At 40.7% G+C, this 24960-nt stretch carries 23 protein-coding genes; 21 read left to right on the top strand and 2 right to left on the bottom strand.

Annotated features, from left to right (window positions below):
• The 5 genes from BM243_RS03640 to BM243_RS03620 all read left to right on the top strand — a co-directional run bounded on the left by BM243_RS03640 (position 1) and on the right by BM243_RS03620 (position 6755).
• Positions 1-810, top strand: coding sequence for an ABC transporter permease (locus BM243_RS03640; RefSeq protein ID WP_242943498.1), 810 nt, complete (start codon positions 1-3; stop codon positions 808-810).
• Position 811: 1 nt separating this feature from the next.
• Positions 812-1603, top strand: a complete 792-nt coding sequence (locus BM243_RS03635) for an ABC transporter permease (RefSeq protein ID WP_074910444.1) — start codon at positions 812-814, stop codon at positions 1601-1603.
• Between the two features lie 231 nt (positions 1604-1834).
• Positions 1835-3727: a type I glutamate--ammonia ligase gene (locus BM243_RS03630; protein ID WP_074910440.1), complete on the top strand. Its 1893-nt coding sequence runs from the start codon at positions 1835-1837 to the stop codon at positions 3725-3727.
• A gap of 223 nt (positions 3728-3950) precedes the next feature.
• On the top strand, positions 3951-4679 hold the full coding sequence (locus tag BM243_RS03625) for a ferredoxin reductase domain-containing protein (RefSeq protein ID WP_074910437.1): 729 nt from the start codon (positions 3951-3953) through the stop codon (positions 4677-4679).
• A 135-nt stretch (positions 4680-4814) separates the two neighbouring features.
• Entirely contained in the window at positions 4815-6755 is a 1941-nt protein-coding gene (locus BM243_RS03620) for an amylo-alpha-1,6-glucosidase (protein WP_074910434.1), read from the top strand.
• A gap of 524 nt (positions 6756-7279) precedes the next feature.
• Here BM243_RS03620 and hpt read toward each other — a convergent pair.
• Positions 7280-7804: a hypoxanthine phosphoribosyltransferase gene (gene hpt / locus BM243_RS03615; RefSeq protein WP_074910430.1), complete on the bottom strand. Its 525-nt coding sequence runs from the start codon at positions 7802-7804 to the stop codon at positions 7280-7282.
• Entirely contained in the window at positions 7797-8711 is a 915-nt protein-coding gene (locus BM243_RS03610) for a cytidylate kinase family protein (protein WP_074910426.1), read from the bottom strand. Before BM243_RS03610 ends, hpt begins: the two co-directional genes overlap by 8 nt.
• A gap of 214 nt (positions 8712-8925) precedes the next feature.
• Here BM243_RS03610 and pgmB point away from each other — a divergent pair, with 214 nt between their 5' ends.
• The 16 genes from pgmB (at position 8926) to dnaK (ending at position 24959) form a co-directional block, all read left to right on the top strand.
• Complete coding sequence (gene pgmB / locus BM243_RS03605; RefSeq protein ID WP_074910424.1) at positions 8926-9567, top strand: beta-phosphoglucomutase; 642 nt, start codon at positions 8926-8928, stop codon at positions 9565-9567.
• 27 nt (positions 9568-9594) lie between these two features.
• Entirely contained in the window at positions 9595-10320 is a 726-nt protein-coding gene (locus BM243_RS03600) for an HAD-IB family hydrolase (RefSeq protein WP_074910421.1), read from the top strand.
• Positions 10321-10337: 17 nt separating this feature from the next.
• Complete coding sequence (locus BM243_RS03595) at positions 10338-11129, top strand: ribonuclease H-like domain-containing protein (protein ID WP_074910418.1); 792 nt, start codon at positions 10338-10340, stop codon at positions 11127-11129.
• A gap of 135 nt (positions 11130-11264) precedes the next feature.
• Entirely contained in the window at positions 11265-12332 is a 1068-nt protein-coding gene (locus BM243_RS03590; protein WP_074910416.1) for a DUF4236 domain-containing protein, read from the top strand.
• Between the two features lie 298 nt (positions 12333-12630).
• Positions 12631-12942 (top strand): hypothetical protein, encoded by a 312-nt coding sequence (locus BM243_RS03585; RefSeq protein ID WP_074910412.1) that lies wholly within the window; start codon positions 12631-12633, stop codon positions 12940-12942.
• 25 nt (positions 12943-12967) lie between these two features.
• Complete coding sequence (locus BM243_RS03580) at positions 12968-14023, top strand: V-type ATPase subunit (protein WP_074910410.1); 1056 nt, start codon at positions 12968-12970, stop codon at positions 14021-14023.
• Positions 14024-14039: 16 nt separating this feature from the next.
• The gene (locus BM243_RS03575; RefSeq protein WP_074910407.1) at positions 14040-15965 is read left to right on the top strand and encodes a V-type ATP synthase subunit I; all 1926 of its coding nucleotides are present in this window, start codon (positions 14040-14042) and stop codon (positions 15963-15965) included.
• 13 nt (positions 15966-15978) lie between these two features.
• Positions 15979-16428, top strand: a complete 450-nt coding sequence (locus tag BM243_RS03570; RefSeq protein WP_074910405.1) for an ATP synthase subunit C — start codon at positions 15979-15981, stop codon at positions 16426-16428.
• A 15-nt stretch (positions 16429-16443) separates the two neighbouring features.
• Positions 16444-16752 (top strand): V-type ATP synthase subunit F, encoded by a 309-nt coding sequence (locus BM243_RS03565; protein WP_074910403.1) that lies wholly within the window; start codon positions 16444-16446, stop codon positions 16750-16752.
• Between the two features lie 10 nt (positions 16753-16762).
• Positions 16763-17362: a V-type ATP synthase subunit E gene (locus BM243_RS03560; protein ID WP_074910400.1), complete on the top strand. Its 600-nt coding sequence runs from the start codon at positions 16763-16765 to the stop codon at positions 17360-17362.
• 37 nt (positions 17363-17399) lie between these two features.
• Positions 17400-19148, top strand: a complete 1749-nt coding sequence (locus tag BM243_RS03555; RefSeq protein ID WP_074910397.1) for a V-type ATP synthase subunit A — start codon at positions 17400-17402, stop codon at positions 19146-19148.
• A 21-nt stretch (positions 19149-19169) separates the two neighbouring features.
• Positions 19170-20612 (top strand): V-type ATP synthase subunit B, encoded by a 1443-nt coding sequence (locus BM243_RS03550; RefSeq protein WP_074910394.1) that lies wholly within the window; start codon positions 19170-19172, stop codon positions 20610-20612.
• 2 nt (positions 20613-20614) lie between these two features.
• Positions 20615-21235 (top strand): V-type ATP synthase subunit D, encoded by a 621-nt coding sequence (locus BM243_RS03545; protein WP_074910391.1) that lies wholly within the window; start codon positions 20615-20617, stop codon positions 21233-21235.
• Positions 21236-21444: 209 nt separating this feature from the next.
• Positions 21445-22497, top strand: a complete 1053-nt coding sequence (gene hrcA / locus BM243_RS03540; protein WP_177213448.1) for a heat-inducible transcriptional repressor HrcA — start codon at positions 21445-21447, stop codon at positions 22495-22497.
• A complete protein-coding gene (gene grpE, locus BM243_RS03535; protein WP_074910385.1) occupies positions 22484-23107 on the top strand; it encodes a nucleotide exchange factor GrpE in 624 nt (207 codons plus the stop codon). The genes hrcA and grpE overlap by 14 nt, the downstream gene beginning before the upstream one ends.
• 13 nt (positions 23108-23120) lie before the next feature.
• A complete protein-coding gene (gene dnaK / locus BM243_RS03530; RefSeq protein ID WP_074910381.1) occupies positions 23121-24959 on the top strand; it encodes a molecular chaperone DnaK in 1839 nt (612 codons plus the stop codon).
• Position 24960: the final 1 nt, after the last annotated feature.

Raw genomic sequence — 24960 nt, 5'->3', positions numbered from 1 at the left:
GTGAAGAAGCTTAAGATGTATCTCCCTTTTACATTCAATACATTCCAGATGCTTCTCAGCTACAAAGCCAATGTGATCATCTTCATGATGGGGGAATGGCTGATGCTTATGGTGAGTTTCTTTCTTTGGAAAGCGATCTTTGCCAGCTCACCGGATCAGATTCTCAATGGGTTTACCTTGGAGGAAATGTATGCCTATATTATGTTTTCGTTTTTAACAGGGCTGATGACATCGGTCGATATTTCTTTTGACATCTCCAGGGAAGTGAAAGACGGTACCATTGCCATCAATCTCATCAGACCCATCAGCTATGAGATGAGGATGCTTTTCCAGGCGCTGGGAGGAGTGCTGTACAATTTCATCGTGATTTTTGTTGCAGCTTTTCTGGTGGTCAATGTTCTGCTTTATCAGTCGACTGGAATACTCTACATACAACAGCTGCCTCTCTTTGCGCTGAGTCTTGGTATTGGTCTGATGATCAATTTTTATTTCAGCTATACCTTTGGTCTTCTTTCATTCAAGGTGACCAATATGTGGGGAGTCAGTCAGATCATGGGTGCTTTGTCACAGCTCCTCTCCGGTGCGCTGATTCCTTTGGTGTTTTTCCCTGAACTGGTTCAAAAAATAATCCAGGTTCTTCCTTTCAGCTCTATCATCTACACACCAGTGATGATTTATCTGGGAAAGCTCTCTTTAGAGAATACAGTCTATTTCATCCTCCTGCAGCTGTTCTGGCTGATGGCTATGGTGCTGCTGTCCAGGACTGTCTGGAAAGCGGTGGTTAAGTCTTTAACCATACTAGGAGGTTGAAATGAGAAGATATAGTAAACTTTATCTGCAGTTTCTGAAGCAGTACATCAAGGTATTGATCGAGTATCGTGCTGACTTTATTTTTGGCCTGGTTGGGTTTATTCTGGTTCAGTTTTCAGGTGTGGTCTTTATTCAGCTGATTTTCAGAAGTATTCCTGCTTTATCTGGATGGACCTTTCATGAGGTGCTCTTTATTTATGGATTTGCTCAGATTCCCAGGGGCATCGATCATGTTTTCACGGATAATCTATGGATATTAAGTGGGCGGATTCTTCTGGAAGGTGGATTTGACAAATATCTACTCAGACCCATCAATCCTTTGTTTCACTTGCTGTCTGAACGCTTTCAGCCAGATGGATTCGGTGAGATTATCATAGGAAGCTTCCTGGTCGGATACAGTGGTGTGCATCTTGGCATGGAAGTCACACTGGAGAAAGTCATCCTCTTTATCATTGCTGTGTTCTTTGCCACCATTATTTACACGGCCATCAAACTTGCGGTCTCGAGCATTTCCTTCTGGATCAAGTTTGCCCAGTCGTATCTCTATATGACATACCAGATGTCCACATTTACGAAATACCCCATGACCATTTATCCCAAAGTGATTCGTGGACTTCTGACTTTTGTGATTCCCTTTGCTTTTACAGGATACTATCCAGGGGCCTATTTTTTAGGGAAGGCTGGTTTTATGCAAGGCATCGGTATGACGATCCTCGTCAGCATCCTCAGCATCCTGGTGGCGTATCAGATCTGGCTGAAGGGTCTAACCAAATACGAAAGTTCAGGATCTTGAAGAAAGAGCAATACAAGAATGGACATACTGGACAGAATCCGTGAGAAGCGACAGATATGGAGCGCTTCTCACTTTTTTTTATAATGCTGAAATCGTTCTATTCTGACGAATATAAAGTCAAAGGTGCTATTATTCTTTCGTTCTTCACAATTGCGCTCAGATTATTTACCACGCTGGTTTTACTGTGATAAGATAACCACGTTGTTAAATTTTTTGCTAGGAGAGTGAAATATGAGAAAAGACCTGCTCTATACACTAAAACCTCATGAACTGACCAAGGAGCATCTGACAAGAACCCTCAACAGCCATCCAGAGGTGCAGTTTGTTTCTTTGGCAGCCGTTGACCTGATTGGACATGAAACAGATACAAAAATACCGGTGCGTTTATTTCTGGAAGATCTGGACACATTTCTCTACGGTTTTGCCGCTCAGACAGACGGGTCCTCTGTATTTCTTCCGAAGATTGCCACACTGAACAATGCGAAAGTTGATATGAAAGCAGATCCATCTGTCAACTGGTTCGTTGAGTATAATGAAACTCTTATGGATCTTGAAACTGGAAAGCCTGTGGGCACTCTGAAAATCCCGTGCTTCCTCTATCATGATGGAGTTGCGGTTGACTCGAGACATATACTGCAGGAAGCTGAAACTGTCATGAAGAAGGATATCCTGGAAGCGTTTCAATCGCCCTCACTCCAGAAAGAATTCGGGTTCACCGCCGAGGATATCGATGAAGTCTGCCTCACCACAGCCACAGAGCTGGAGTTTTGGGTGAAGTCGCCCAACACATCTGGAGACATTGAAGCCCTCAGCACTTCACAGGAACTGAAGGAACAGTACTGGAGCAAAACAAGAGGTGCAGTGAGGAGTGCTCTTGAGGAAACATTGATTCTTATGGACAGATATGGGATTGAACCTGAAATGGGACATAAGGAAGTGGGAGGTGTGCGAGCGAAGTTGAATGATCATGGACGATTTGAAGGGGTTTTAGAGCAGCTTGAGATCGACTGGAAGTTCTCTTCACCAAAACAGACTGCCGACTACGAGCTCTTTGTCAAGAATCTGGTGCGGGAAGTTTTCATCAGATACGGTCTGGAAGTCACCTTTCTGGCCAAACCTCTTGATAAAATTGCGGGCAGTGGAGAACACACCCATTTCAGTGCTGCGGTAAAGCTGAAAGACGGAAAAAGAGTGAATCTTTTCCACAGTACACGAGAAGATTTTCTAAGTTCCATCGGGTATGGAGCCATCATGGGCGTATTGAAAAATTATGAGGTCATCAATCCCTTTGTGACCTCATCCAATGAAGCTTTCAAGAGACTGAAAAAAGGATACGAAGCCCCCATCAGTATCGTTTGCTCCCTGGGATATGAACCTGCGGTGCCCTCAAGAAACAGAACGATTCTGATCGGTCTTATCCGAGATGAGAAAAATCCTCTTGCCACAAGATTTGAACTAAGAGCACCAAATCCCCATACCAACACATATCTCTGCATGGCTTCCATGTTTATGGCCATGAAAGATGGTATCAGCTATGCTGTTCTGAAAGAGCCTGAAGAGCTGCTGAAAGAACTATCCAAAACACCGGAAGAGTCCTTTGACTACTTAGGAAAAGGAAGGGCTTACAGAACGGAAAAAGATGTCTTTGATGATTTTACGGATGAAGAAAGAGAGAGATATTTTGGTGTTGCTCCTGAAACTGTATATGAAAACATCAAGGGATTTTTCCAGTATCCAGAAAAAACACAAATACTAAAAGCTGAGAATGTGTTCAGTGAAAAAATCATAGACAGCTACATTGATGGTCTATTATATAAATGGTATACAGAAATAGATCATAGGATTATTCCAACCTTCATACAGGAGATCCGAAGTTTCAAGAAGTTCCATAAAGATGGAGTTTTCCTTGATGACCGGGCCAACTGGGATAAAGTGGAGAGATTGAAGATTTCACTGATGAAAAACACGGACAAAGGAAAAGGCGTATTCAACTATATGCGTCAGGCAGTGGAGCAAAAAGAGTGGGACACACTTTCCGAGACCCAAAAGCTGATGTACGACAAGATGGATGAATTGAGACTTGCCTATAAAGAATACAAAGAAAACCTGCTGGATCTTCAATAGAAAAGCAGCCTCCTGTCGTCAGGGGGCTGTTTTTCTACGCCATTCTATTTGTGAAAAAAATCCCAGGATGGTATTTGATGTAATTCTGCATGAGATCGAGAATGCGCCATATGAATTTCGCTCATGGACTTTGTTAAGTTTTGACAGTGTGAGATATGAGTTGTATAATAAAAGTTGAGAAATTAGATTGCATACAATCAAATAACGTAAAAGGAAGAGCAGAATGGTAAAGTATAGACTGAAAATTACCGATATCCTGATAGAATCGGAAGATACATGGACATTTCTCTTGGAAATGCCGGAGGATTTTAACTGGGAGGAAGGTTCCCATGCACATATTGGCATTGAGGGGTATGATTTTAATGCCCCAAAAGGTACGTTTGTCAGGCATATGTCCATCATGACGTTACCTGAAGAAGGGAAGATAGGGTTCACCACCAGAAAACGCGGAGAGCTTTCTGTGTTTAAAGAGACACTGTTCAATATGAAAGAAGGACAGGAACTTCTTGTGTTTAAACCTGGGTCCAGAATGGCACTGAGACGTGAAAACCGTCCTCTGGTTCTTCTTTCCATGGGGGTAGGCATAGCAACCATGAGGCCGCTTATTTTGCAGCACCACTTCAATCCAATGGGGATCAAAGAAGTATATCAGATCAATGTGGATGCTGGTGGAAGTTTCCTTTATCAGAAGGAATTTGAATCCATGGCTGATGACAGTGTCAAGCATACGTGGCTGAAAGGCAGAAATGGGCTGGATGAGGTTCTTGAAAATGTGCTTTCAAATGAGTCCCCCATTTTTTACCTCGTGGGCAGTGATGCTTTTGTGATTCAGCGCACCCATTGGCTCATGGAACATGGAGTAGAATTTAAAGACATTGTTGTGGATAAAAAGGAGCAGTTCATCAGCAGAATGCTCATGATGAGTCCAAAAGATTTTCAAATGATTTTATAACAGAACGGATCCGTTCTGATACAAGGTGCAGAAGAAGAGAGGAACAGCATTCCTTTCTTCTTTTGTCGTTTATAAAGCTCTGATATAATAAATCTAGTTGTGGATTTAAAAATAACCCATTACAGGAGGCGTTTTGTGAATTATTTTTATGGAAAAAGTCAGTTTAGCAGTCTTAGAAGGGCTCAAGAAAAATATTATCTCTTGACGAACCAGAGAGGAGGGTATTCTTCTTTGTCCATTTCAGGCTCAGCTTCAAGGAATGAGCAGGTGCTTCTGATGGCATCAGTGAAAGCTCCCAATCATTGGGTTCAGTTCATCTCCAATATGGAAGAGATTGTTACAGTCCAAGAACAAGAGTGCAGCCTTCTTTCCCAGGAGTTTGTTGGTTACACGAAAAATTCAGAAGGGTTCAGATATCAGGACAGTTTTGAGATGGCTGATTTTCCAACCTATCGGTATCGGGTTTTTGGAGTGGAGCTTGAGAAGAGAGTTGTCATGAAACATGAAGAGAATCTTTTGCTGCTTTCCTACAGTATTGTGAATCGCAGTGAGAAACCTGTCAAAATCCGTCTGAAACCATGGTTCAGGTTCACTAAAAAAGGCGACATGCCTTTACAGGGGCAGACTCTCGAGATGAAAGAGGGCTATATGTCAAGTAATGGTTACAGCCTGATGTATAAAACAGACGGCCAGGTACAGCTGGAGGAGCTTTCCTGGCAAAAAGACCTGTATTTTGAAGATGATGCAAAAGATGAAAGGGAATCTGTAGGAAGCGCATTTTCTACGCACTCCTATGTCTATGAGCTCATGCCGGGAGAAGTCCGGGAAGCTTATGTGATGTACGGGCTGCAAAAGATCCATGAGTCACCTTCGGAAATCATGGGAAAAGAGATCGAAAGAAAAAAAAAGCTGCTGAAAAAAGCCAATGTGCGTTCAGCCTTGGCAGAGGAACTTGTTCTTGCAGCGGATGCTTTTGTTGTAGACCGAGATTCAACTGGCGGGAAAACCATTCTAGCGGGATATCCATTCTTCGGCGATTGGGGCCGAGATACGATGATTGCCGTCATGGGATGCTGCATTGCCACAGGAAGAAAAGAGGACACAGAAAATATATTCCGTTCTTTCATGAAGTATATGAGAAAAGGAATTATGCCCAATATGTTCCCAGAAGGGGATGAAGCACCTATGTACAATACGGTGGATGCCTCCCTGCTCTTTATTTATGCTGTTCAAATGTACTATGACCAGTTTGCTGATCTGGACTTTGTGCGGGAAGCATATCCAGAAATGAAAGAGATTGTCGAATGGTATAAAAAAGGCACTGATTTCCATATCAGAATGGAGGAAGACGGACTGATTTCTGCAGGCAAGAATCTGGAACAGGTGACCTGGATGGACATCAGAATCCAAGACGTTCTACCGACTCCAAGGCACGGGAAACCTGTAGAGATTAATGCCTACTGGTATAATGCACTGAAGATTTTAGCTTCTTTCTCCAGATTACTGCAACTGGATGAGGACACTGCCTACGAAGATCTTTCAGAGAAAGTGAAGGAATCTTTTTTAAGTCAGTTCTGGAATGAGAAAGAGCAGTGCCTCAAAGATGTTCTATCCGGGACTTCTGCCGATGAGCAAGTCAGGCTGAATCAGATTTGGGCTGTTTCTTTACCATACAGCATCTTACCTAAAGATAAAGAAAAACTAGTGGTAGAAAAAGTCTATGCAGAACTATATACCCCCTATGGACTTCGCTCGCTTTCACCAAAAGATCCTGAGTTTAAATCATCCTATGGCGGTTCCTTATGGAACAGAGATATGGCCTACCATCAAGGAACGGTCTGGGCGTTTCCATTGGGGGCGTATTACCTATCTTATCTGAAGGTGTATGCGTTCAGTGAAGAGGCAAAAGCAAAAGTCAGACGGGATCTGGTGCTTTTGAAAGGAACGCTTCAGGAAGGATGCTTAGGCCAGATTGCGGAAATATTCAATGGTCTGGAACCTAATGAATCCAAAGGATGTTTCGCTCAGGCCTGGAGTGTGGGTGAACTGCTGCGCGCTGTAAAAGCGGCAGAGTGATGTATAATAATGCATGAAAAAGATTAAAAATGCGAAAACAGAGGTCTGATTAAGAGAGAAAGAGATTGAGTAAGAACAAAAGACTTCTTTGAAGATGGCGGGGTTTTGTTTTTTCGGTAAATTCTGTTAATATAAAGATGAGCTCCAAGGAATACCTAAAACAGACATCCAATGGAACCCATCTTTAGAAACAGAATAAAAGAATCCGCTTAATCACCGTAGATCGTTAATCTGCTATACCTGAAAAGAGAAAGAGACCATAGACTTACCATTAGTCCAATACATTGAAGCCAAATACACATAGAACCAAAAAATCTAAGTGAATTGCATGCAGAGATGAAAAAGACCATTAGTAGATTTAAGTAACAAGTACCTTAGCAGATGAAATCATTAAGCAGGAACCACTTTTAGGAAACAAAGAAAATGGTGGAAAGAAAGATGAACGTTGAGAAAGGTTCGTTGGAGCTTTTCCATTGAATTAAAAAGAGAACTCCTTTCAATCGGGAGTTCTCTTTTATTTCTGCCTAACGCATCTTTAATTCATAGATATCAGGAAGATTTCGGTACTTCTCTTCATAGTCCAGTCCATAACCTACCACAAACGTATCAGGCATGGTAAATAGGCTGTAGTGCACCGTAACGTTCAATAGCCGCTTCTTGGGGTTATCAAGCAGGGTGAGCACTTTCAGGCTTTTTGGAGAAAAAGATTCGATATGCTGCAGTATCGTACCCAAAGTAAGGCCAGTTCCGATGACATCTTCCAAGAGCAGCACATGTTTTCCTTTGATGGGAATGGAAAGGTCTTTTACATAGGTGATGATTCGATTTCTTTCGGTATCTCTTTTCACTCCAATGGATAAAAAGTCAAGGAGGACCGGTCTTTTGAGTGCTCTGGTGAAATCACTCAGAAAGTAGACAGATCCTTTTAATATGGCCAGAACAACCAGGTCTTCTTCTGGTGGATATTCCTCCTGAATGATCCATGCCATTTCTTTGATTCTCTTTTCAATTTCATCCTCTGTATAGAGGATTTTTCCTAACTTACTCATCAATTGCCTCCCATTTGGCAAATCTTTCTAAGAGATTGTGAAAATCATTCTTATAGACGATGCTGACATTGATTTTAGGATAAAGCTTCTTCATAAGACTGAGTTTTTTCTTTTTGTCCTGGGTATATTTCTGGTTCATAACGGTGAGTTCGATATAGGTATCAAATTTGGGCAGGTAAAAATCTGGAGAAAATGCTTTGGTGATATTGCCTTCAATATCCCACTCCAAGGGGAAGGTTCGAGGCTCATAGTCCCATTCAAAGTCGTAAAGATCCAAAACCTTGGCAAACTCCTCCTCGGAGGTGTTCTTGAATATCACTGTACCATTTTTTAATGATTCAGGAGCAGGCTGATCCAGATGATAGTAATTTTTCAAGATGGAGAGAGATTCTTCCAATGTGATATTGTCTGTATTTAGGATCAGATCATAAAGAAGAGAATTGGACCAGTCTTCATGGTAGAGAAGATGGATATATTTCTTATGCCTCCTGTCTGTAAGCTCCAAGATTCGTTTTGCATCATCCTCAATAAGATTATGTTCCTTCATAAGCCGTTGAGTTCTTCTAGCTATACTTCCATGGATTTTAATATGTCCTGCTGAGGTGTGCTTGCGAAAAATAATCTGAGCGCCAAGTCCGCTGATGATGGCAGGAGTTTCAGAAACTGCAGAGTTCAGTTTTCTTTCTATGAATTCTTGAAACGTTATGCCGGAGGCAGAGGATTTCAGAAAATAACCAGGGCTTTCTTCCAGCATATGGAGTTCATGTTTTGTCGCAATCTCAGGCAGCCAGTTCCGTAGAGCATACTCTCGGTTGAAATAAGAAATATCAAGATCATGAGCCAGCCCTTTTGCAATCTGATCTCCCATACTGCCTGTTTCTCTAGAGAAGGTCAAAAGACTTTTCATGAAAAGTTCCTCCTGTTCAGTCTGTTACTTCATTTTATCATAAAACCAGTCAAGTGTTGCAGCGATACATAGCTCCTGACCATAAGACCAGGAAAAGGGTGAAAGAGCATTGACAAAACAACCCTATAGTGTAATTCATAAAAGATTGTGGTATGATTAAAGTTATATAAAACGGTGATTTTACCGCGGAATTCTACTATTTTGGAGGTACATTATGGGGATCAAGGCTGTCGTTTTTGACCTGGATGGAGTTTTGGTCGACACGGACAGATTCCATTATCTTGCATGGAAAAAAGTGCTGCAGGATTTAGGGAAAGACTTTACAGCAGAAGATAATGAGCAGATAAAAGGGGTGGCCAGATTTAGAGCCCTGGAAATTCTGCTGAAAATGAAAAATATCGAGATGAGCGAAGTGGAGAAAATGCGGATACTCCGTAAAAAGAACAATCTTTATCTGGAGCATGTGACGGATATTGATGATTCTGATATTCTTCCTGGTGTGGAAGAGTTCCTGGAGCTTCTGAAATTCAAAGGTCTTATTACTGCAATCGCTTCAACCAGTGACAACACATCTATTATTCTGGAGCTGACAGGTTTGAAGAAATACTTTGATGTGGTCATTGACGGACACCGGGTTAGAGCACCAAAACCAGATCCTGAAGTTTACCTGGAAACTGCTGGTGAACTTAAACTGTCCCCAGCAGAGTGTGCAGTATTTGAAGATTCAAAAGCAGGAGTGTTATCAGGAAAAAGAGCAGGAATGAGGGTTGTGGCAGTGAGTGAGAGACCGATTCTTGAGGCGGATAAGTGGGTCAGCAGCCTGGAGGGTCTGACAGAAGCGATACTGAGATTCTAATCTTTTAGTGAAAGGATGGTCAATGATATGCAAACAGCAGCATTTTTTGATATTGACGGAACCTTATATCGAGAAGTATTTATGAAAGAGTTGTTCAAAAGAATGATCCGGAGCGAGATTATCCGGGAAGAGGAGTGGTATAAAGAGGTCAAGCCTTATTACGACCAGTATGACCGCAGGGTGGGTTCCTATGATGATTATCTTCTTCGTATGGCGACGATTTATACCGAGGCCATCAAGGGATACCATCGGAGTTTTATTGAGCATATCATTCATAATGTGGTGCGGGATATGGGCTTAAGAAACTATCTCTTCACCAGAAACCGCATCAAATGGCACAAGAGCCAAGGGCACAAAGTGCTGACAATCTCAGGAAGTCCGATTGAGCTTGTAAAAGAAATGGCAAAGCTTCATGATTTCGATGATTACAGAGGTTCCATCTATCCCATGGATGACAAAGAGCGTTATACGGGAGAAGTCATTCCCATGTGGGACAGCAAATCAAAGCAGAAGGCCATTTATGATTTCAAGGAAAAGTATGATATTGATCTGGATGCCTCCTATGCCTATGGAGACACAGCTGGAGATTTCTCCATGTTTCAGCTGGTAGGACATCCCGTTTTAGTGAATCCGACCAAGGAGCTTGTGAATCTGGTTCTGAACGATTCAGAGGTGAAACACAAGGCGGAGGTCGCAGTGGAGAGAAAAGACCTGATTTATCGGGTAAAGATTGAGGAACTTGTATTAGACTAAGAAATGAGGGATGCACATTGCTGAAACAGCAGGAAGTCATTCCAGTGGCAGTGCAAGGCAGTGAACAGACGTTGAAATTTCATGGTAAAGAAATTATTAGAAACGCCATATTTTTTGATCTTGAACATTATTTATACAAAGAGCCCATTGCCATTGGTGTATTTGGGGCAGCGGTCTATGACGAAGCAGAAAAAGCTGTCATAACCACCCAGTATATGATTGAGAACAAAAGAGATGCCAGAGCTATCCTGGAACTGACAAAAGAATATTTTATCAATCAGAAAAATAATGGGAAACAGTATCTGGTAACTTTTTCCGGAAATAATGATTTTTTAGTGATCAACCATTTGTATCAGAAGTATGATATTTTATACAGTTTTGAAGATGAGTTCGAACTTATTGATCTTCAGAAGGAATATGAACACAAATTCCAGAAGAATATTGGGTTGAAGAATCTTGAAAAACTCCATCAGATAGACCGTGGTGGAGAACTGATCTCAGGGATGACTCTTGCTAAAACATTCTCGAAAATCATCAAAGACCAGGGGTATTTCGATCGAATGCCTCTAGAGAAAGTGGAAAAGATTCTAAAATATAATGAAGAAGATGTAGTGAATCTTTTCAACATCATGAATCGGTGGGAAAGTGTGACCATGGATGATGTGCTGATTCTTGAAGAAAAGCTGCAAAGAGAAAAAATGGAGAAGCTTGCATTAAAAGCTCTTCTTGAAGAGCAGATAGAACTGGAAAAGGATGAGAGCAACCATCCATTTAAAGGACAAAAAGAGGAATTAGGATATTCATCTTAACGGATGATGAATGTAAGAGTGTGAAGAGCCATGATGTAATCCTTCTAGGATTTTCATGGTTTTTTTTGAATACGATAGAGTTCTTACAGGTATGGAGATAAAGAAACGTGTTATTTTATTATGGCGAGGTGGAATATGGGATTTAATTTCAGAAAGAGAATACGTATTGGGAAATTTCTCAGCTTAAACATCGGTAAGTCAGGAGTGAGTCTTTCTGCAGGAAGAAGAGGGTTTAGACAGAGCTTCAATACAAAAGGTCAGGCTAGAACAACAATCGGTATTCCTGGTACAGGACTATCCTACAGCAAAACAATTAATGCAAAGAAACTGATAAACACTGCAGGAGACAAGAAAAAACTGAATACCGCATCACGAAACTTCTCCTACGAAGAGGAAGTCAGACAGTTCAACGAAGATCTTGAATATATTGTCACATTGCATCATGAGGCGGATTATCCAATAGATATCGGAAGAAATCTCAGTTCAGGAGAGAGCAAGCTCTTTGAACCAGGAGAAGATGGACCGTATGTAAGAGAAGCCAAGAGGATTATTAAAGAGAACAAGCCAGGGTTTTTTAAGAGGATTTTTTCCGGGAAACAATATCGGTACGATTCGGAAGAGATACTAAATCATGCAGAGACTGCAGACAAGGACCTTCTTTCAAAATGGGAGAGAAATAAGAGGATATCCAGTGAACTGTTGAATATGAAAGAGGCTTCTCCAGTTGAAGTTCTAAAAAAGATAGAGCTGGAAAAGGACATGGAGTTTATTGAAGATCTGGACTGCTCTCTGGATTCGGATGGACGCTTGAATGTGGATATCACCATCAATCCAGAGTCTGTGGTGCCTAAGGAGTACATTACCTTAACTCCAACGGGAAAACTCTCGAGAAGAGAATACTCAAAAACGGACTACTATAGTATTGTCAGCCAATTTGTTGCTGCTCTGGCATTGCGTACTGGAAGAAATGTGTTTCATCTGGTTTCTCAAGAGGAGATACTTCTGCACGTACACGAAATGAGAATGAATAGTGTTTCAGGACTTAAATCGGAAGAGCTCATTCTCTCTGTCCTTCTGGACAGGGAAACATTGTATAAGATCAATTTTGAAGATATTCATCCTTTTGAGGCGCTCATTGAGTTCAGGCATGAAGTGGATTTCTTAAAAACAAAAGGATTTAAAGAAGTTTCACGGCTGAAATGAGTGTAGGAGTATTTCAGAGCGTTATGGATTGAAAAACTAGTAAAATAAAATAATTTTTAACAGTTGTGAGTTACAACATAAAAAAAAGCGAGAAGTTTGTGAAAAAGATGCTTTTTCTAAACGTTTTCTTTTTATAAACTGCAATAAATAAAATAAATATGATTTTTATGAAAATTGACTTTGAAAATAAATTGTGGCACATTGTATTAGTTAGACTTTTGTTTGAGCAGCCAGTTAAAAAGTTGAAGAAATGATAATTTGTTAATTATCAGACTAGTCTTAGGGAAGGAGGGAAATCATGAAGAAACTCATTAAGGATATCGTGGAACTGGATAAAGCAGCAAGAAATGAACTTCAGCAGATCAAAGAAGAGTTGGATGAGGTTCCTGCGTATGTTGCAAACCAGAGACCTTTAATTGAGGAAAAATACAAAAGAAATACTGAGCAGCATTTGATGGAACTAAAAGAAAAGTTGCAGGCTGAGTATAATGATAAAGTGATTCAGACATCGGTGAAGTACGAAAAATCTTTAGAGAAACTTAGGAATCAGTATAAATATAACCGGGAGCGATGGCTGAAGGAGATATTTGAAAACTGTATTGACGGCTAGCTGATGAGGAGGAGGGAGAAAAAACATGGGGATTGTGAATAGTCCTGCTCTTGCCGCTAAAGCAAAATCAATGTATGGGCACAGACTGAAGAAAGAAGATTATGATGAACTCCTTAGGAAAAGCACAGTGCCTGAAATAGCGGGTTACCTCAAAAATGAGACAGAGTATGGTTCGACGATGCGGGATATCTATGAAAATCGTATACATCGCGGACAGCTGGAACAGCTGATCAGACAGAACATGTATGAAAAGATTGAAAGACTTCTCAAGTTCTCTATGCTGACAAATCATGAGTTTTATAGATTGAATATTATGAAACGAGAGATTGAAGTCATCCTGTTGATACTTCGAGCAATCATTCAGGATGAAGAACATGAGGATGTTCAATATACCACACTCATTTCAGAGATTCCATTGGCTCTTTCGGATTATTTTTCCTATGATATAGATAAAATATCTGAAACATCTTCATTTGAGGATATTCTAGATATATTACAGGGGACTCCATACCGAGCCGTGCTTAAAAAATACATCGATAAGAAGGAAGAGAAGCTGGACTTACCTGCGATCGAACAAGAGCTTTTCAGCGCATATTATCAGAGTGTATTTAAAATCATTGAGAAGAACTTCAGTGGAAGAGTAAAAAAAGAGCTGTTGGATATTTATAAAACGCAGATCGAACTGATGAATATTGTCAAAATATACCGAATGAAGAAATTCTTCAAGGTTTCCAATGAGTATATTGAAAAAACGATGGTTCGAATGAAATCCAGAATGAGTGATACGTTTATAAAACATCTCATTGCTCAGCCTGATGCAGAAAGTGTGCTGAGAGTTTTAGAGTCATCAAAGTACAATATGTATGTTGATGACAAAGAGTATACTTACATAGAGTATTACTCGGATCAAATAAAATATCATTTGGCGAAAAGATATATGAGATTCTCCATAGACTCTCCAGTCATCTATACCGTTTATGTGATATTAATGGAATTGGAAATCTCAAATATAACGAATATTATTGAGGCAGTTAGATATGGAACTCAAAGGAGTGAAGTAGAAAGTCTGCTGATTTACTAAGGAAGGAGGAAAAAGTATGGCAATTGCTAAAATGAAACTGGTCAATATTTTTGCGGATAATGAGCATTTAGATGAAGTTCTTGCAAAATTCATTGAACTTGACAATTTTCATCCAGAGCCTGCTTCTAAGCTAGTAGGAGCTGTGCATGGTTTGACATCAATGTACTATGACAATCCATATTTAAAGATGTTGAACAGAATCAACGAAATTGTCGACAAGATGCATCTTGAAATCGAGCCGAAACAAGTAGATGTACAGGAGTGCGATTTAAGCAGAATTGAGCGGTTTATTGAAAAAACATACCATAAGTTTGAGGAGATTACCTCGAATGAAAATGAAATCAAACAGCTGATTCAGGAAGACCAAGATGCATTAAAACAAGTCAGAAACATCAAATCATTGGATATTTCACTTGATGATTTGTTTTCATGCCGTTATCTCATAAGTAGAGTCGGGAGACTGCCTCTAGACAGTGAAGAAAAGCTGAAGTTTTATGATAACAGACCATTTATTTGGAATTCATTCAGTAAGGACAGCAATTACAGCTGGGGTATTTACATTACAACCAATGAGTTTGAACGTGAGGTGGACAACGTATTTTCTTCTTTATACTTTGACAGAATCCATATACCTGATTTTGTACATGGAACACCTGAAGAGGCTGAGGAGAATTTACTGAAGGAAATCGAAAGTTTAAATAAGGATTTGCTGAAACTTAAAGATAGTGAACAAGAGCTTATTGAAAGAACAAGAGACAGGTATTCGCTATTCACTGCAGTGCTTACGAAAGTCAGTATGATTTTTGAAGCAAGAAGGTTTGTGGTGGGCTTAGGCGGAAGATTTTCTATCACTGGGTTTATGGCCAAAGATGACCTGGATCATCTTCATAAGTTGTTTGAGAGTATACCTTCTGTTGAGATTGAAGTACGGCCAGCAAACAATGATAAAAGACTTACTCCACCAACCAAGTTAAAGAATGGCTGGTTTTCAGAGCCCTTTGGCATGTTTGTTGAGATGTATGGAGTTGCAGATTATAAAGGGATAGATCCTACCCCGTTTGTTGCACTGACGTACACTTTGCTTTTCGGAATTATGTTTGGTGATGTCGGACAAGGGCTTGTGCTTTCTCTCCTTGGATGGGTCATGTATAAGTTCAAGGGCATGAAATTGGGTGCTGTGGGTATACGTATTGGTATTTCTTCTGCGGTATTCGGATTACTGTATGGGTCTGTATTTGGTAATGAACATCTATTAGATCCGTTCTTTATCAATGTACTGGGTCTGCCAGGAAAACCAATCCATACCATGGATCCTGGTTTTACAATGACACTGCTGCTTTCTGCTATCGCAATTGGTTCTGTTCTGATTATTTCTACCATAGGTATTAATATCTATGTGAATTATAAGAAAAAGCATACAGTGGAAATGTTCCTGTCGCATAATGGTGTGGCTGGACTGGTATTTTATAGCTTTGTGATCATCGGAGCAGGCTTGATGCTTGGTGGTATAGCAAATCCGTTTAATACCGTAACGTTGATTCTATTTGTAGGGGTACCGTTACTGCTTATGTTCCTGAAGGAAGCAATTGAAAGAAAGGTGCATGGAGAAGCCATGTTCCCAACTGGATTTGGCGGATTTTTCACAGAAGCGTTTTTTGAGCTCTTTGAAATTCTGCTCTCCTATATCACAAACACTATGTCTTATATGAGAGTAGCTGGATTTGTGCTTTCCCATGCAGGTATGATGCTGGTTGTATCAAGCCTTATGGAAATGACTGGAAATGCGGGACCTATTGTGTTTATTTTTGGTAATATTTTCGTAATGGCGCTGGAGGGCCTCATTGTAGGTATTCAGGTGCTAAGACTGGAGTTTTATGAAATGTTCTCCAGATACTATACTGGTGATGGAATTCCGTTTAAAACTTTGAAAGAATATTTATAGTGGAGGATAAAAAATGTTAAATATGATCGAATTGTTAGTTCCAATGGTACTTATTGTGTTAATCTCTCTTCCTTTAATCAAGGTGTTTAAAGGCAATCTGAATGCTCAGTCCGCGAAGACCAGGCTGATTACCCATATTGTGATGTTCTTTGTTGTAGTGATTGGCTCAGTGCTTTTCTCCGTAGGAGATTTTTCCGTACTTGCAGCTGAAGAAACCGCAGCCGCTGGCGAATCCATCACAGGAACCATCGCACAGGGATTAGGTTTTATCAGTGCTGCACTTGCTACAGGAATGTCCGCTCTTGGCGCTGGTATCGCAGTTGCTGCAGCAGCACCAGCGGCTATCGGTGCATTCTCTGAAAATGAAAAGAACTTTGGTAAATCTCTGATTTTCGTTGCCCTTGGTGAAGGTGTTGCGATTTACGGATTGTTGATCTCTATTCTTATTATTAACAAGCTGTAAGATAAGGAGGTTTTCATGAGATTTTTTCTAATAAGTGACAATATTGATACTCAAATGGGGATGCGGATGGCAGGAATTGAAGGTGTTGTCGTTCACGAACGTCGTGAAGTGCTTGAAGAGCTGGAAAAGGCAATGCATCAGGATGATATTGCCATAGTCCTTATTACAACGAAACTCATTGAAACCTGCGCAGATGTTATTTCTGAATTAAAACTAAGACAGCTCAAACCATTGATCGTTGAAATACCAGACCGTCATGGCCAACACAAGATTGGAGAAACCATAGACAAGTATGTTAGTGATGCAATTGGTGTGAAACTATGAGGTGAAGAATATGAAATATAATACAATCGCAGAGCTGGAAACCTATTTTAGAAATGAAATCGGTAGATTATCTCAAAAGGAAATGGATGATGCCAGAAATGAGATTCAAAAGATCAAGAATAGAAGCATAAAGCAAATTGAGGATTATGAAGCGAAGAATACTGAAGTGTATTTGGAGCATGAAGTTAAGAGTATAGAAAGTGAACATGCGATTGCCATCAGTAAACTCATTGATGAGAATCAGAGAAAGCTGATGCGTGTGAGAAATGAGCTGATTGGTGAGCTGTTTGGCGAACTAAAGTCAAAATTGAAGGAATATACAGCTACTGAAGAGTATCTTAGCAAGATGAAGGCTAAGATCGAGGCGGTCAGTGCAGAACATGGTTCAAAAGCAAATCTGCTGATATCAGAAAAAGACATGAAGTATGCGGAAGAACTTATTGCATGCTTTAAAGGAGAAGCTCAGGTGAAGGCGAAGAAAGATATTGAAATCGGTGGCTTCATCATTGAGTTCTATGAAGAAAATATATTCATTGATGAAACCTATGATGCAAAGCTCAAAGAGCAGCATAATAAGTTCTATGCAAATTCTGAACTGATTCTAAACTGATATGTAGGTGTTGCATGTAATGCAAAGAGGTGATTAAGTGAGTGAAAATCTAATATATTCAATTAATGGACCTGTAATCACTGTGAAAGATTCTTCTGATTTTGAAATGTTGGAAATGGTTTATGTTGGCCATAAGAAACTTATGGGAGAAGTAATTTCCATTACTAATAAATTCACGACGATTCAGGTGTATGAGAGTACAACCAGTCTAAAACCAGGTGAGCCTGTTTTTCCAACGGGGATGCCGATATCTGTAACATTGGGACCTGGTATTATTAAGAATATCTTTGATGGTATAGAAAGACCACTGAAGGATATTTCTCAGCTGTCCGGTGCTTTTATTGAACCGGGAAGCAATGTGGAGTCGCTGGATACCCATAGAGAATGGGATGTTACCATGAAGATTCAAGAAGGGGAAGAACTTAGTCCGGGTCAGATTTTTGCGACCGTGCCTGAAACAAACCTGATTGAACATAGGCTCATGATACCACCACATCTCTATGGAACTGCAGTTTATGTGGCAGAGAATGGTAAGCGAAAGATCCATGACTGCATACTGAAGCTTAAGGATGAAACTGGCACTGTTCATGAACTGACACTAGTTCAAAAGTGGCCAATCAAAACTCCTAGACCTGTAAAAGAGAGACTTCCAATATCGATACCGCTGATTACAGGACAGAGAGTCATTGATACTCTGTTTCCCATCGCTAAAGGCGGAACAGCTGCGGTACCAGGTGGTTTCGGAACAGGAAAAACTATGACACAGCATCAGCTGGCAAAGTGGTGTGATGCAGATATTATTGTTTATGTGGGATGTGGTGAAAGAGGAAATGAGATGACTCAAGTTCTTGAAGAGTTCTCAGAACTGATTGACCCTAAATCCAACAGACCTCTTTTGGAGAGAACAGTCCTCATTGCCAACACATCAAACATGCCAGTGGCCGCTCGTGAAGCAAGTATCTATACTGGAATCACTTTGGCGGAATACTACAGAGATATGGGATATCATGTGGCAATGATGGCGGATTCTACTTCACGTTGGGCAGAAGCGCTTCGTGAAATCAGCGGAAGACTTGAAGAAATGCCTGCAGAGGAAGGATTCCCTGCATATTTGCCAAGCAGAATCTCACAGTTCTATGAAAGAGCTGGGTATGTGAAAAATACAAATTACTCTGAAGGGTCTGTATCCATCATTGGGGCAGTATCTCCTCAGGGTGCCGATTTTTCAGAACCTGTAACTCAGAATACAAAAAGGTTTGTCAGATGCTTCTGGGCTCTTGATAAGCAGCTCGCCTATATTCGACATTATTCTGCAATCAATTGGAATTTGTCTTATTCCGAATATGCGGGGGATTTGTCCAGATGGTACAATAAAAACCTTGGACCGAAGTTTCTTACATTTAGGAATGAAATTATGACTCTTCTTGCGGAAGAAAACAAACTTATGGAGATTGTAAAGCTCATTGGTAGTGATGTTCTTCCGGATGATCAGAAACTGATTATTGAAATTTCTAAGGTGATTAGAGTTGGATTCCTTCAGCAGAATGCGTTCCATAAAGATGATACTTACGTACCTTTAGAAAAACAGCTGAAGATGATGGAAGTAATCCTTTATCTGAACAGAAAAGCCAAAGAATTCATCAGCTCAGATAAATCATTGAATATGCTGATACAGACGGGTATCTTTGAAAATGTAACGCGAATGAAATATGATGTGCCGAACGATAATCTTGGAAAACTTGATGAGTACTACGGTATCATTGACAAAGCTGTCGCTAAAGCATAGCAGTCGAAAGGAGGAAAGCAGTTGAGCCTTCAGTATTTGGGACTTAGCGAAATCAACGGTCCTCTCATTGTGTTAGACAATGTGAAGGATGTTGGTTATGAAGAATTAGTAGAAATTACAATGAAGGATGGTACGGTGAAAACAGGCCGTGTCGTTCAGATAGATGGGCAACGTGTGGTTGTCCAGGTTTTTGAAGGGACCAATGGTCTCTCTTTGAAAAATACCACTTCAAGGTTCACAGGTAAACCGATGGAACTGCCTTTATCTAAGGAGATTCTTGGTAGAGTGTTTAATGGATCGGGTAAGCCTATTGATGGCCTTGGTAAGATTTTTGCCGATAAAATGATGGATATTAATGGCTTGCCACTAAATCCTGTATCTAGAATCTATCCAAGAAACTATATCAATACAGGAATCAGCAGCATTGACGCTCTCACCACTCTTATCCGTGGACAGAAACTGCCGATTTTCACAGGTTCAGGAATGCCTCATAATGAGCTGGCTGTTCAGATTGTGAAACAGGCGAAAATATCCGAAGGAGATGGAAAAAACTTCGCGGTTGTTTTCGCGGCCATGGGTGTGAAGAATGATGTTGCGGATTACTTCAAACGGTCATTGGAAGAAGCCGGTGTAATGGAAAATGTGGTGATGTTCCTGAATCTTTCCAATGATCCAATCATAGAACGTATTCTTGCACCTCGTTGTGCTCTTACTGCAGCTGAATATCTTGCTTATGAGCATGATATGCACATCCTGGTTATCTTAACGGATATTACTTCTTATAGTGAGGCTCTTCGTGAGTTCTCCAACAGTAAAGGAGAGATTCCAGGAAGAAAAGGATATCCGGGATATCTGTACTCAGATTTATCATCTCTTTATGAGAGAGCGGGGATTATTGAAAATGCGAAAGGATCTGTAACCCAGATTCCGATCCTAACGATGCCGAATGATGATATTACCCATCCAATTCCAGACTTAACAGGGTATATTACTGAAGGTCAGATTGTATTGGATCGAGATTTGAATCAGCTGGGGATTTACCCGCCTGTAGGCGTTCTGCCTTCTCTATCCAGACTGATGAAGGACGGCATAGGTGATGGCTATACCAGGAAAGATCACTCTTCTGTTGCAAACCAGCTCTTTGCATGTTATGCGAAAGTACAAGATGCACGAAGCCTAGCATCTGTTATTGGTGAAGATGAGTTAAGTGATCTGGATAAGCAGTATATGGAGTTTGGTAAACTCTTTGAAGGCCAGTTCCTTAACCAGGGAATGAATACAAACAGAGATATTTTAGAAACTCTGGAGCTTGGATGGGATCTGCTTTCGATGCTTCCTAAACAGGAGCTGGATAGAATTGATTCTGAAGTCCTCGATCAGTATTATAATCGAGAACGGAGCATGAAAAGATTTAAGATTGCTGAAAGGTCTATCATCCGTGAACTAGCAATGGATGGTGAATAATTATGGCTAATAATCAGGTTTTTCCAACAAAGGGAAATCTCATCGCACTGAAGAAATCCAGTTCTCTGGCAGAACTGGGATATGAACTCATGGATCGAAAACGAAATATTCTCATCAGGGAGATCATGATTCATCTGGATGAAATAAAGAGTTTGAGAGACCAGATTTCAGTTACGTTCAACAAAGCCTATATCGCATTGCAAGAGGCCAACACTACACTTGGTATCATCTCTGATCTCGCTGAAATGGTACCTATAGATGATGGTATATCTGTTACCTACCGAAGTGTCATGGGGGTTGAAATACCTATGGTTTCTCACGAGAAGCCACAAATGAAGCTCACTTATGGTATGGAAAGAGCGAATACAAAGTTCGACTATGCGTATAGAATGTTTCAAGAAGTGAAGGAGTTATCCGTAAGACTTGCTGATATTGAAAACTCAGTCTACCGATTAGCGAATGCAATCAGAAAATCACAGAAGCGTGCGAATGCACTGAAAAATATCGTGATTCCTGAATTTCAGCAGAATATCAAGTTTATTACAGAAGCTTTGGAAGAAAAGGAACGCGAAGAGTTCACAAGGCAGAAAGTCATCAAAAACAAAAAAGACAGGAAAATTTAAAAAAAGCTCTCTGCAGGGATTCACTATGGTGATGGCCTCGACAGGGAGCTTTTTTAGCACGTCTTGGAAAGAGGACAGCCCACAAAGCACATTAAAACTAAGTTAAAATTAGCAAAAGGTATTTACAAATCTCCAAGGAGGTGGTATTTTAATAACGTACCTGTTAGCACTCGACTCTTATGAGTGCTAATAAAAGGAGGGGAGTTAGAGTGTCAACAGAAGTGGATCGAAGAAAACTAGAAATACTGAAGGCGATTGTCACAGATTATATTATGACCGGAGAGCCTGTGGGTTCTAGAACCTTAGAGAAAAAATATAAGTTAGGTATCAGTTCCGCCACCATCCGAAATGAGATGGCAGATTTGGAAGAACTGGGGTATTTGGACCAATTGCACTCTTCTTCTGGCAGAGTTCCCTCTGCAAAGGGCTACCGAATGTATATTGACAAGCTCATGACATTGGAATCTTTAAGTCCTGATGAGGTGCGTTTTATTGAAGATAAAATCATCACCATGGCTGCCTTTGAAATGGATAAGATTATGAAGCAGACAGCGATGATGCTCTCAGAACTGACGAATCTGGCAGTTGTTGCGAAGAAGCCCAGCCTTTCAAAAGCACATGTGAAAAATATTCAGCTGATCCAAGTGGAGAAAAATACAATTCTTGCGGTGATCATGGTGGACCATGGATCCATCACACACAAGCTCATCAAGCTGAATCACACACCAGAACCGGAAGTGCTGACAAACATCTGTAATCTCCTGAATCTGAAGCTGAAAGATATGACCATAGAAGACATCAATCTTCATATTGTCAACAGCTTGAAAAATGATCTGGAAGGATATGATGAGCTGTTTCTGTCGATTTTGTCTGCTGTGTATGACAGTCTGAACGAAGAAGCTTCTGAAGATCAGTATTTTGTGGATGGAACTTCAAAAATTCTGAACTATCCTGAGTTTTCAGACATCAACAAAATGAAGGATTTTCTGGGACTTCTGGAGCAGCCAGAGCTTCTCTTTCATGATATGGAAGATCTGGATGAGGAAATGATGATTACCTTAGGCGATGAGCTGGCGCTTCCTGAAGCAAAAGATTTTACAATCATCACCACAAGTTATCGAATCAATGATGAAAATGTTGGCACCATCAATCTGATCGGCCCGAGAAGGCTCGATTATCAGAAGGTTGTGTCTATCATAAATAATGTGAAGAAAGAGCTCAAAAAGAAGCTCAATGAGGAGGATGTAAATGACGGAGGATAAGAATAAGATTCCTGAGGATTTGAAGACAGAGGAAGCAGTTCATGAGGAGAATCCCACGGAAACTTTAGAGGAGGAAGCAAATGAAGCGGAATCCAGTGAACAGCCTACTGAAGAAAAAGTTGAGAATACGATAGATATGAAAGAACTGTTCAGAAAGAAAAAAGAAATGCTGGAAAGCATCAAGAAACTGGAAAATGAAAACAGTGCATTGAAAGACAGGCTTGCAAGAATCAGTGCTGAATATGACAACTATAGAAAGAGAACTCAGAAAGAGAAGGAAGGGATTTATGCAGACAGCATCGTAGATGTTGTGAAAGAGCTTCTTCCAGTTCTGGATAATCTGGAAATGTCCCTTAAAGTAGAGGCTCAGGATGTGGAAGCACTGAAAAAAGGTGTTTCGATGACATTGACTCAGTTTCAGGATTCACTTCTGAAACTTAAGGTCACAGAGATTTCTACGGAAACTCCATTTGATCCAAACCTTCATGAGGCAGTGATGCATGTGGAGGATCCAAGCTATTCAGAGAAAGAAATTGTTGATGTTTTCTTAAAGGGATATCAGAGAGAAGAAAAAATAATTAGATACAGCGTCGTTAAGGTCGCAAATTAGGAGGAAATATAAAATGGCAAAAGTAATAGGCATTGACTTAGGAACAACAAACTCAGTAGTTGCAGTGATGGAAGGTGGAGATCCAGTGATCATCACAAGTTCAGAAGGTGGAAGAACAACACCATCTGTAGTATCTTTCCAGGCCAATGGAGAGAGACTTGTGGGTCAGGTTGCGAAGAGACAGGCAATCACAAATCCAGATAAGACCATTGCTTCAGCAAAAAGATACATGGGAACCGATAAGAAGTTCAACATTGATGGTAAAGATTACACACCACAGGAAATCTCTGCTATGGTCCTTGGAAAGCTGAAAGCGGACGCTGAAGCGTACCTGGGCGAAAAAGTAACTCAGGCTGTCATTACAGTACCAGCGTACTTCAATGACTCCCAGAGACAGGCTACCAAAGATGCGGGTAAGATTGCAGGCCTTGAAGTCCTTAGAATCATCAACGAGCCAACTGCTGCATCTTTAGCATATGGTTTGGATAAAGTGGATGAAGCTCATAAGATTCTTGTCTATGACCTGGGAGGCGGAACCTTCGACGTTTCTATCCTGGATCTTGGAGATGGCGTGTTCGAAGTTCTTTCCACCAACGGTAACACAAAGCTTGGCGGAGATGACTTTGATGAAAGAGTCATGAATCATATTGCCGATGAGTTCAAAAAGAGCAATGGCATCGATTTAAGATCTGACAAAATGGCGCTTCAGAGACTGAAGGAAGCTGCAGAGAAGGCAAAGGTAGAACTTTCCTCTTCCATGACCACTTCCATCAATCTGCCATTTATCACAGCGGATGCAACAGGTCCAAAGCATATCGATATGACTCTGACAAGAGCGAAGTTCAATGAGCTGACAGCAGACCTTGTAAAGGCTACCATCGAGCCTATGAAGAAATCCCTGAATGATGCAGGACTTACACTGAACGATATCGATAAGGTAATACTAGTAGGTGGATCCACAAGAATTCCTGCAGTTATTGATGCCATTAAGGATTTCACAGGAAAAGAGCCTTCTAAGGGAGTAAATGCTGATGAGGTTGTTGCACTAGGTGCTGCGATTCAGGCTGGTGTTCTTACTGGAGAGGTGAAGGATATCCTTCTTCTTGATGTCACTCCACTGACTCTTGGTCTTGAAACCTATGGTGGTGTTGCTACACCAATCATTGAAAGAAATACTACAATACCTACCAAGAAGAGCCAGATCTTCACCACTGCTGCAGATGGACAGACTTCTGTGGAAGTTCACGTTGTGCAGGGGGAAAGACAGATGGCAGCAGACAACAAGACTCTTGGAAGATTCACACTTTCAGGAATTGCACCTGCAAAGAGAGGGATTCCACAGATTGAAGTTACCTTCGACATTGATGCCAATGGTATCGTAAAGGTAACTGCTCTAGATAAGGCAACAAATAAAGAAGCCAATATCACCATTACTGCATCAACGAATCTGTCCGATGATGAAATCGATAAGGCAGTGAAGGAAGCAGAAAGATTTGCTGAAGAAGACAAGAAGAAGAAAGAAGAAGTAGAAATCAAGAACAATGCGGATCAGGCCGTTTATCAGACTGAACAGACTCTGGAAGAACTGAAAGAGAAGATCAGTGAAGAAGATAAGGCAAAGATCACTGAAAAGCTTGAAGTGCTGAAGAACATCAAAGATGGCAGCGATATGGATGCCATCAAGAAAGCTACAGAAGAACTGACCAATGAGTTCTATGCAGTTTCTTCCAAGATTTATCAGGCAGAAGCAGCTCAGAATCAGGGAGCCCCTGGTGCCGAAGAGCAAGGACAGGCTGGTCCTCAGGGAGATAATGTGGTAGATGCAGATTTCAAGGTTGAGGATGACAAATAAA

Origin of the sequence: Proteiniclasticum ruminis (assembly GCF_900115135.1) — a bacterium.
GTDB lineage: Bacteria > Bacillota > Clostridia > Clostridiales > Clostridiaceae > Proteiniclasticum > Proteiniclasticum ruminis_A.
Note: the sequence above shows the minus strand (reverse complement) of the source record. Positions and strands in the feature narration are given on the sequence as shown.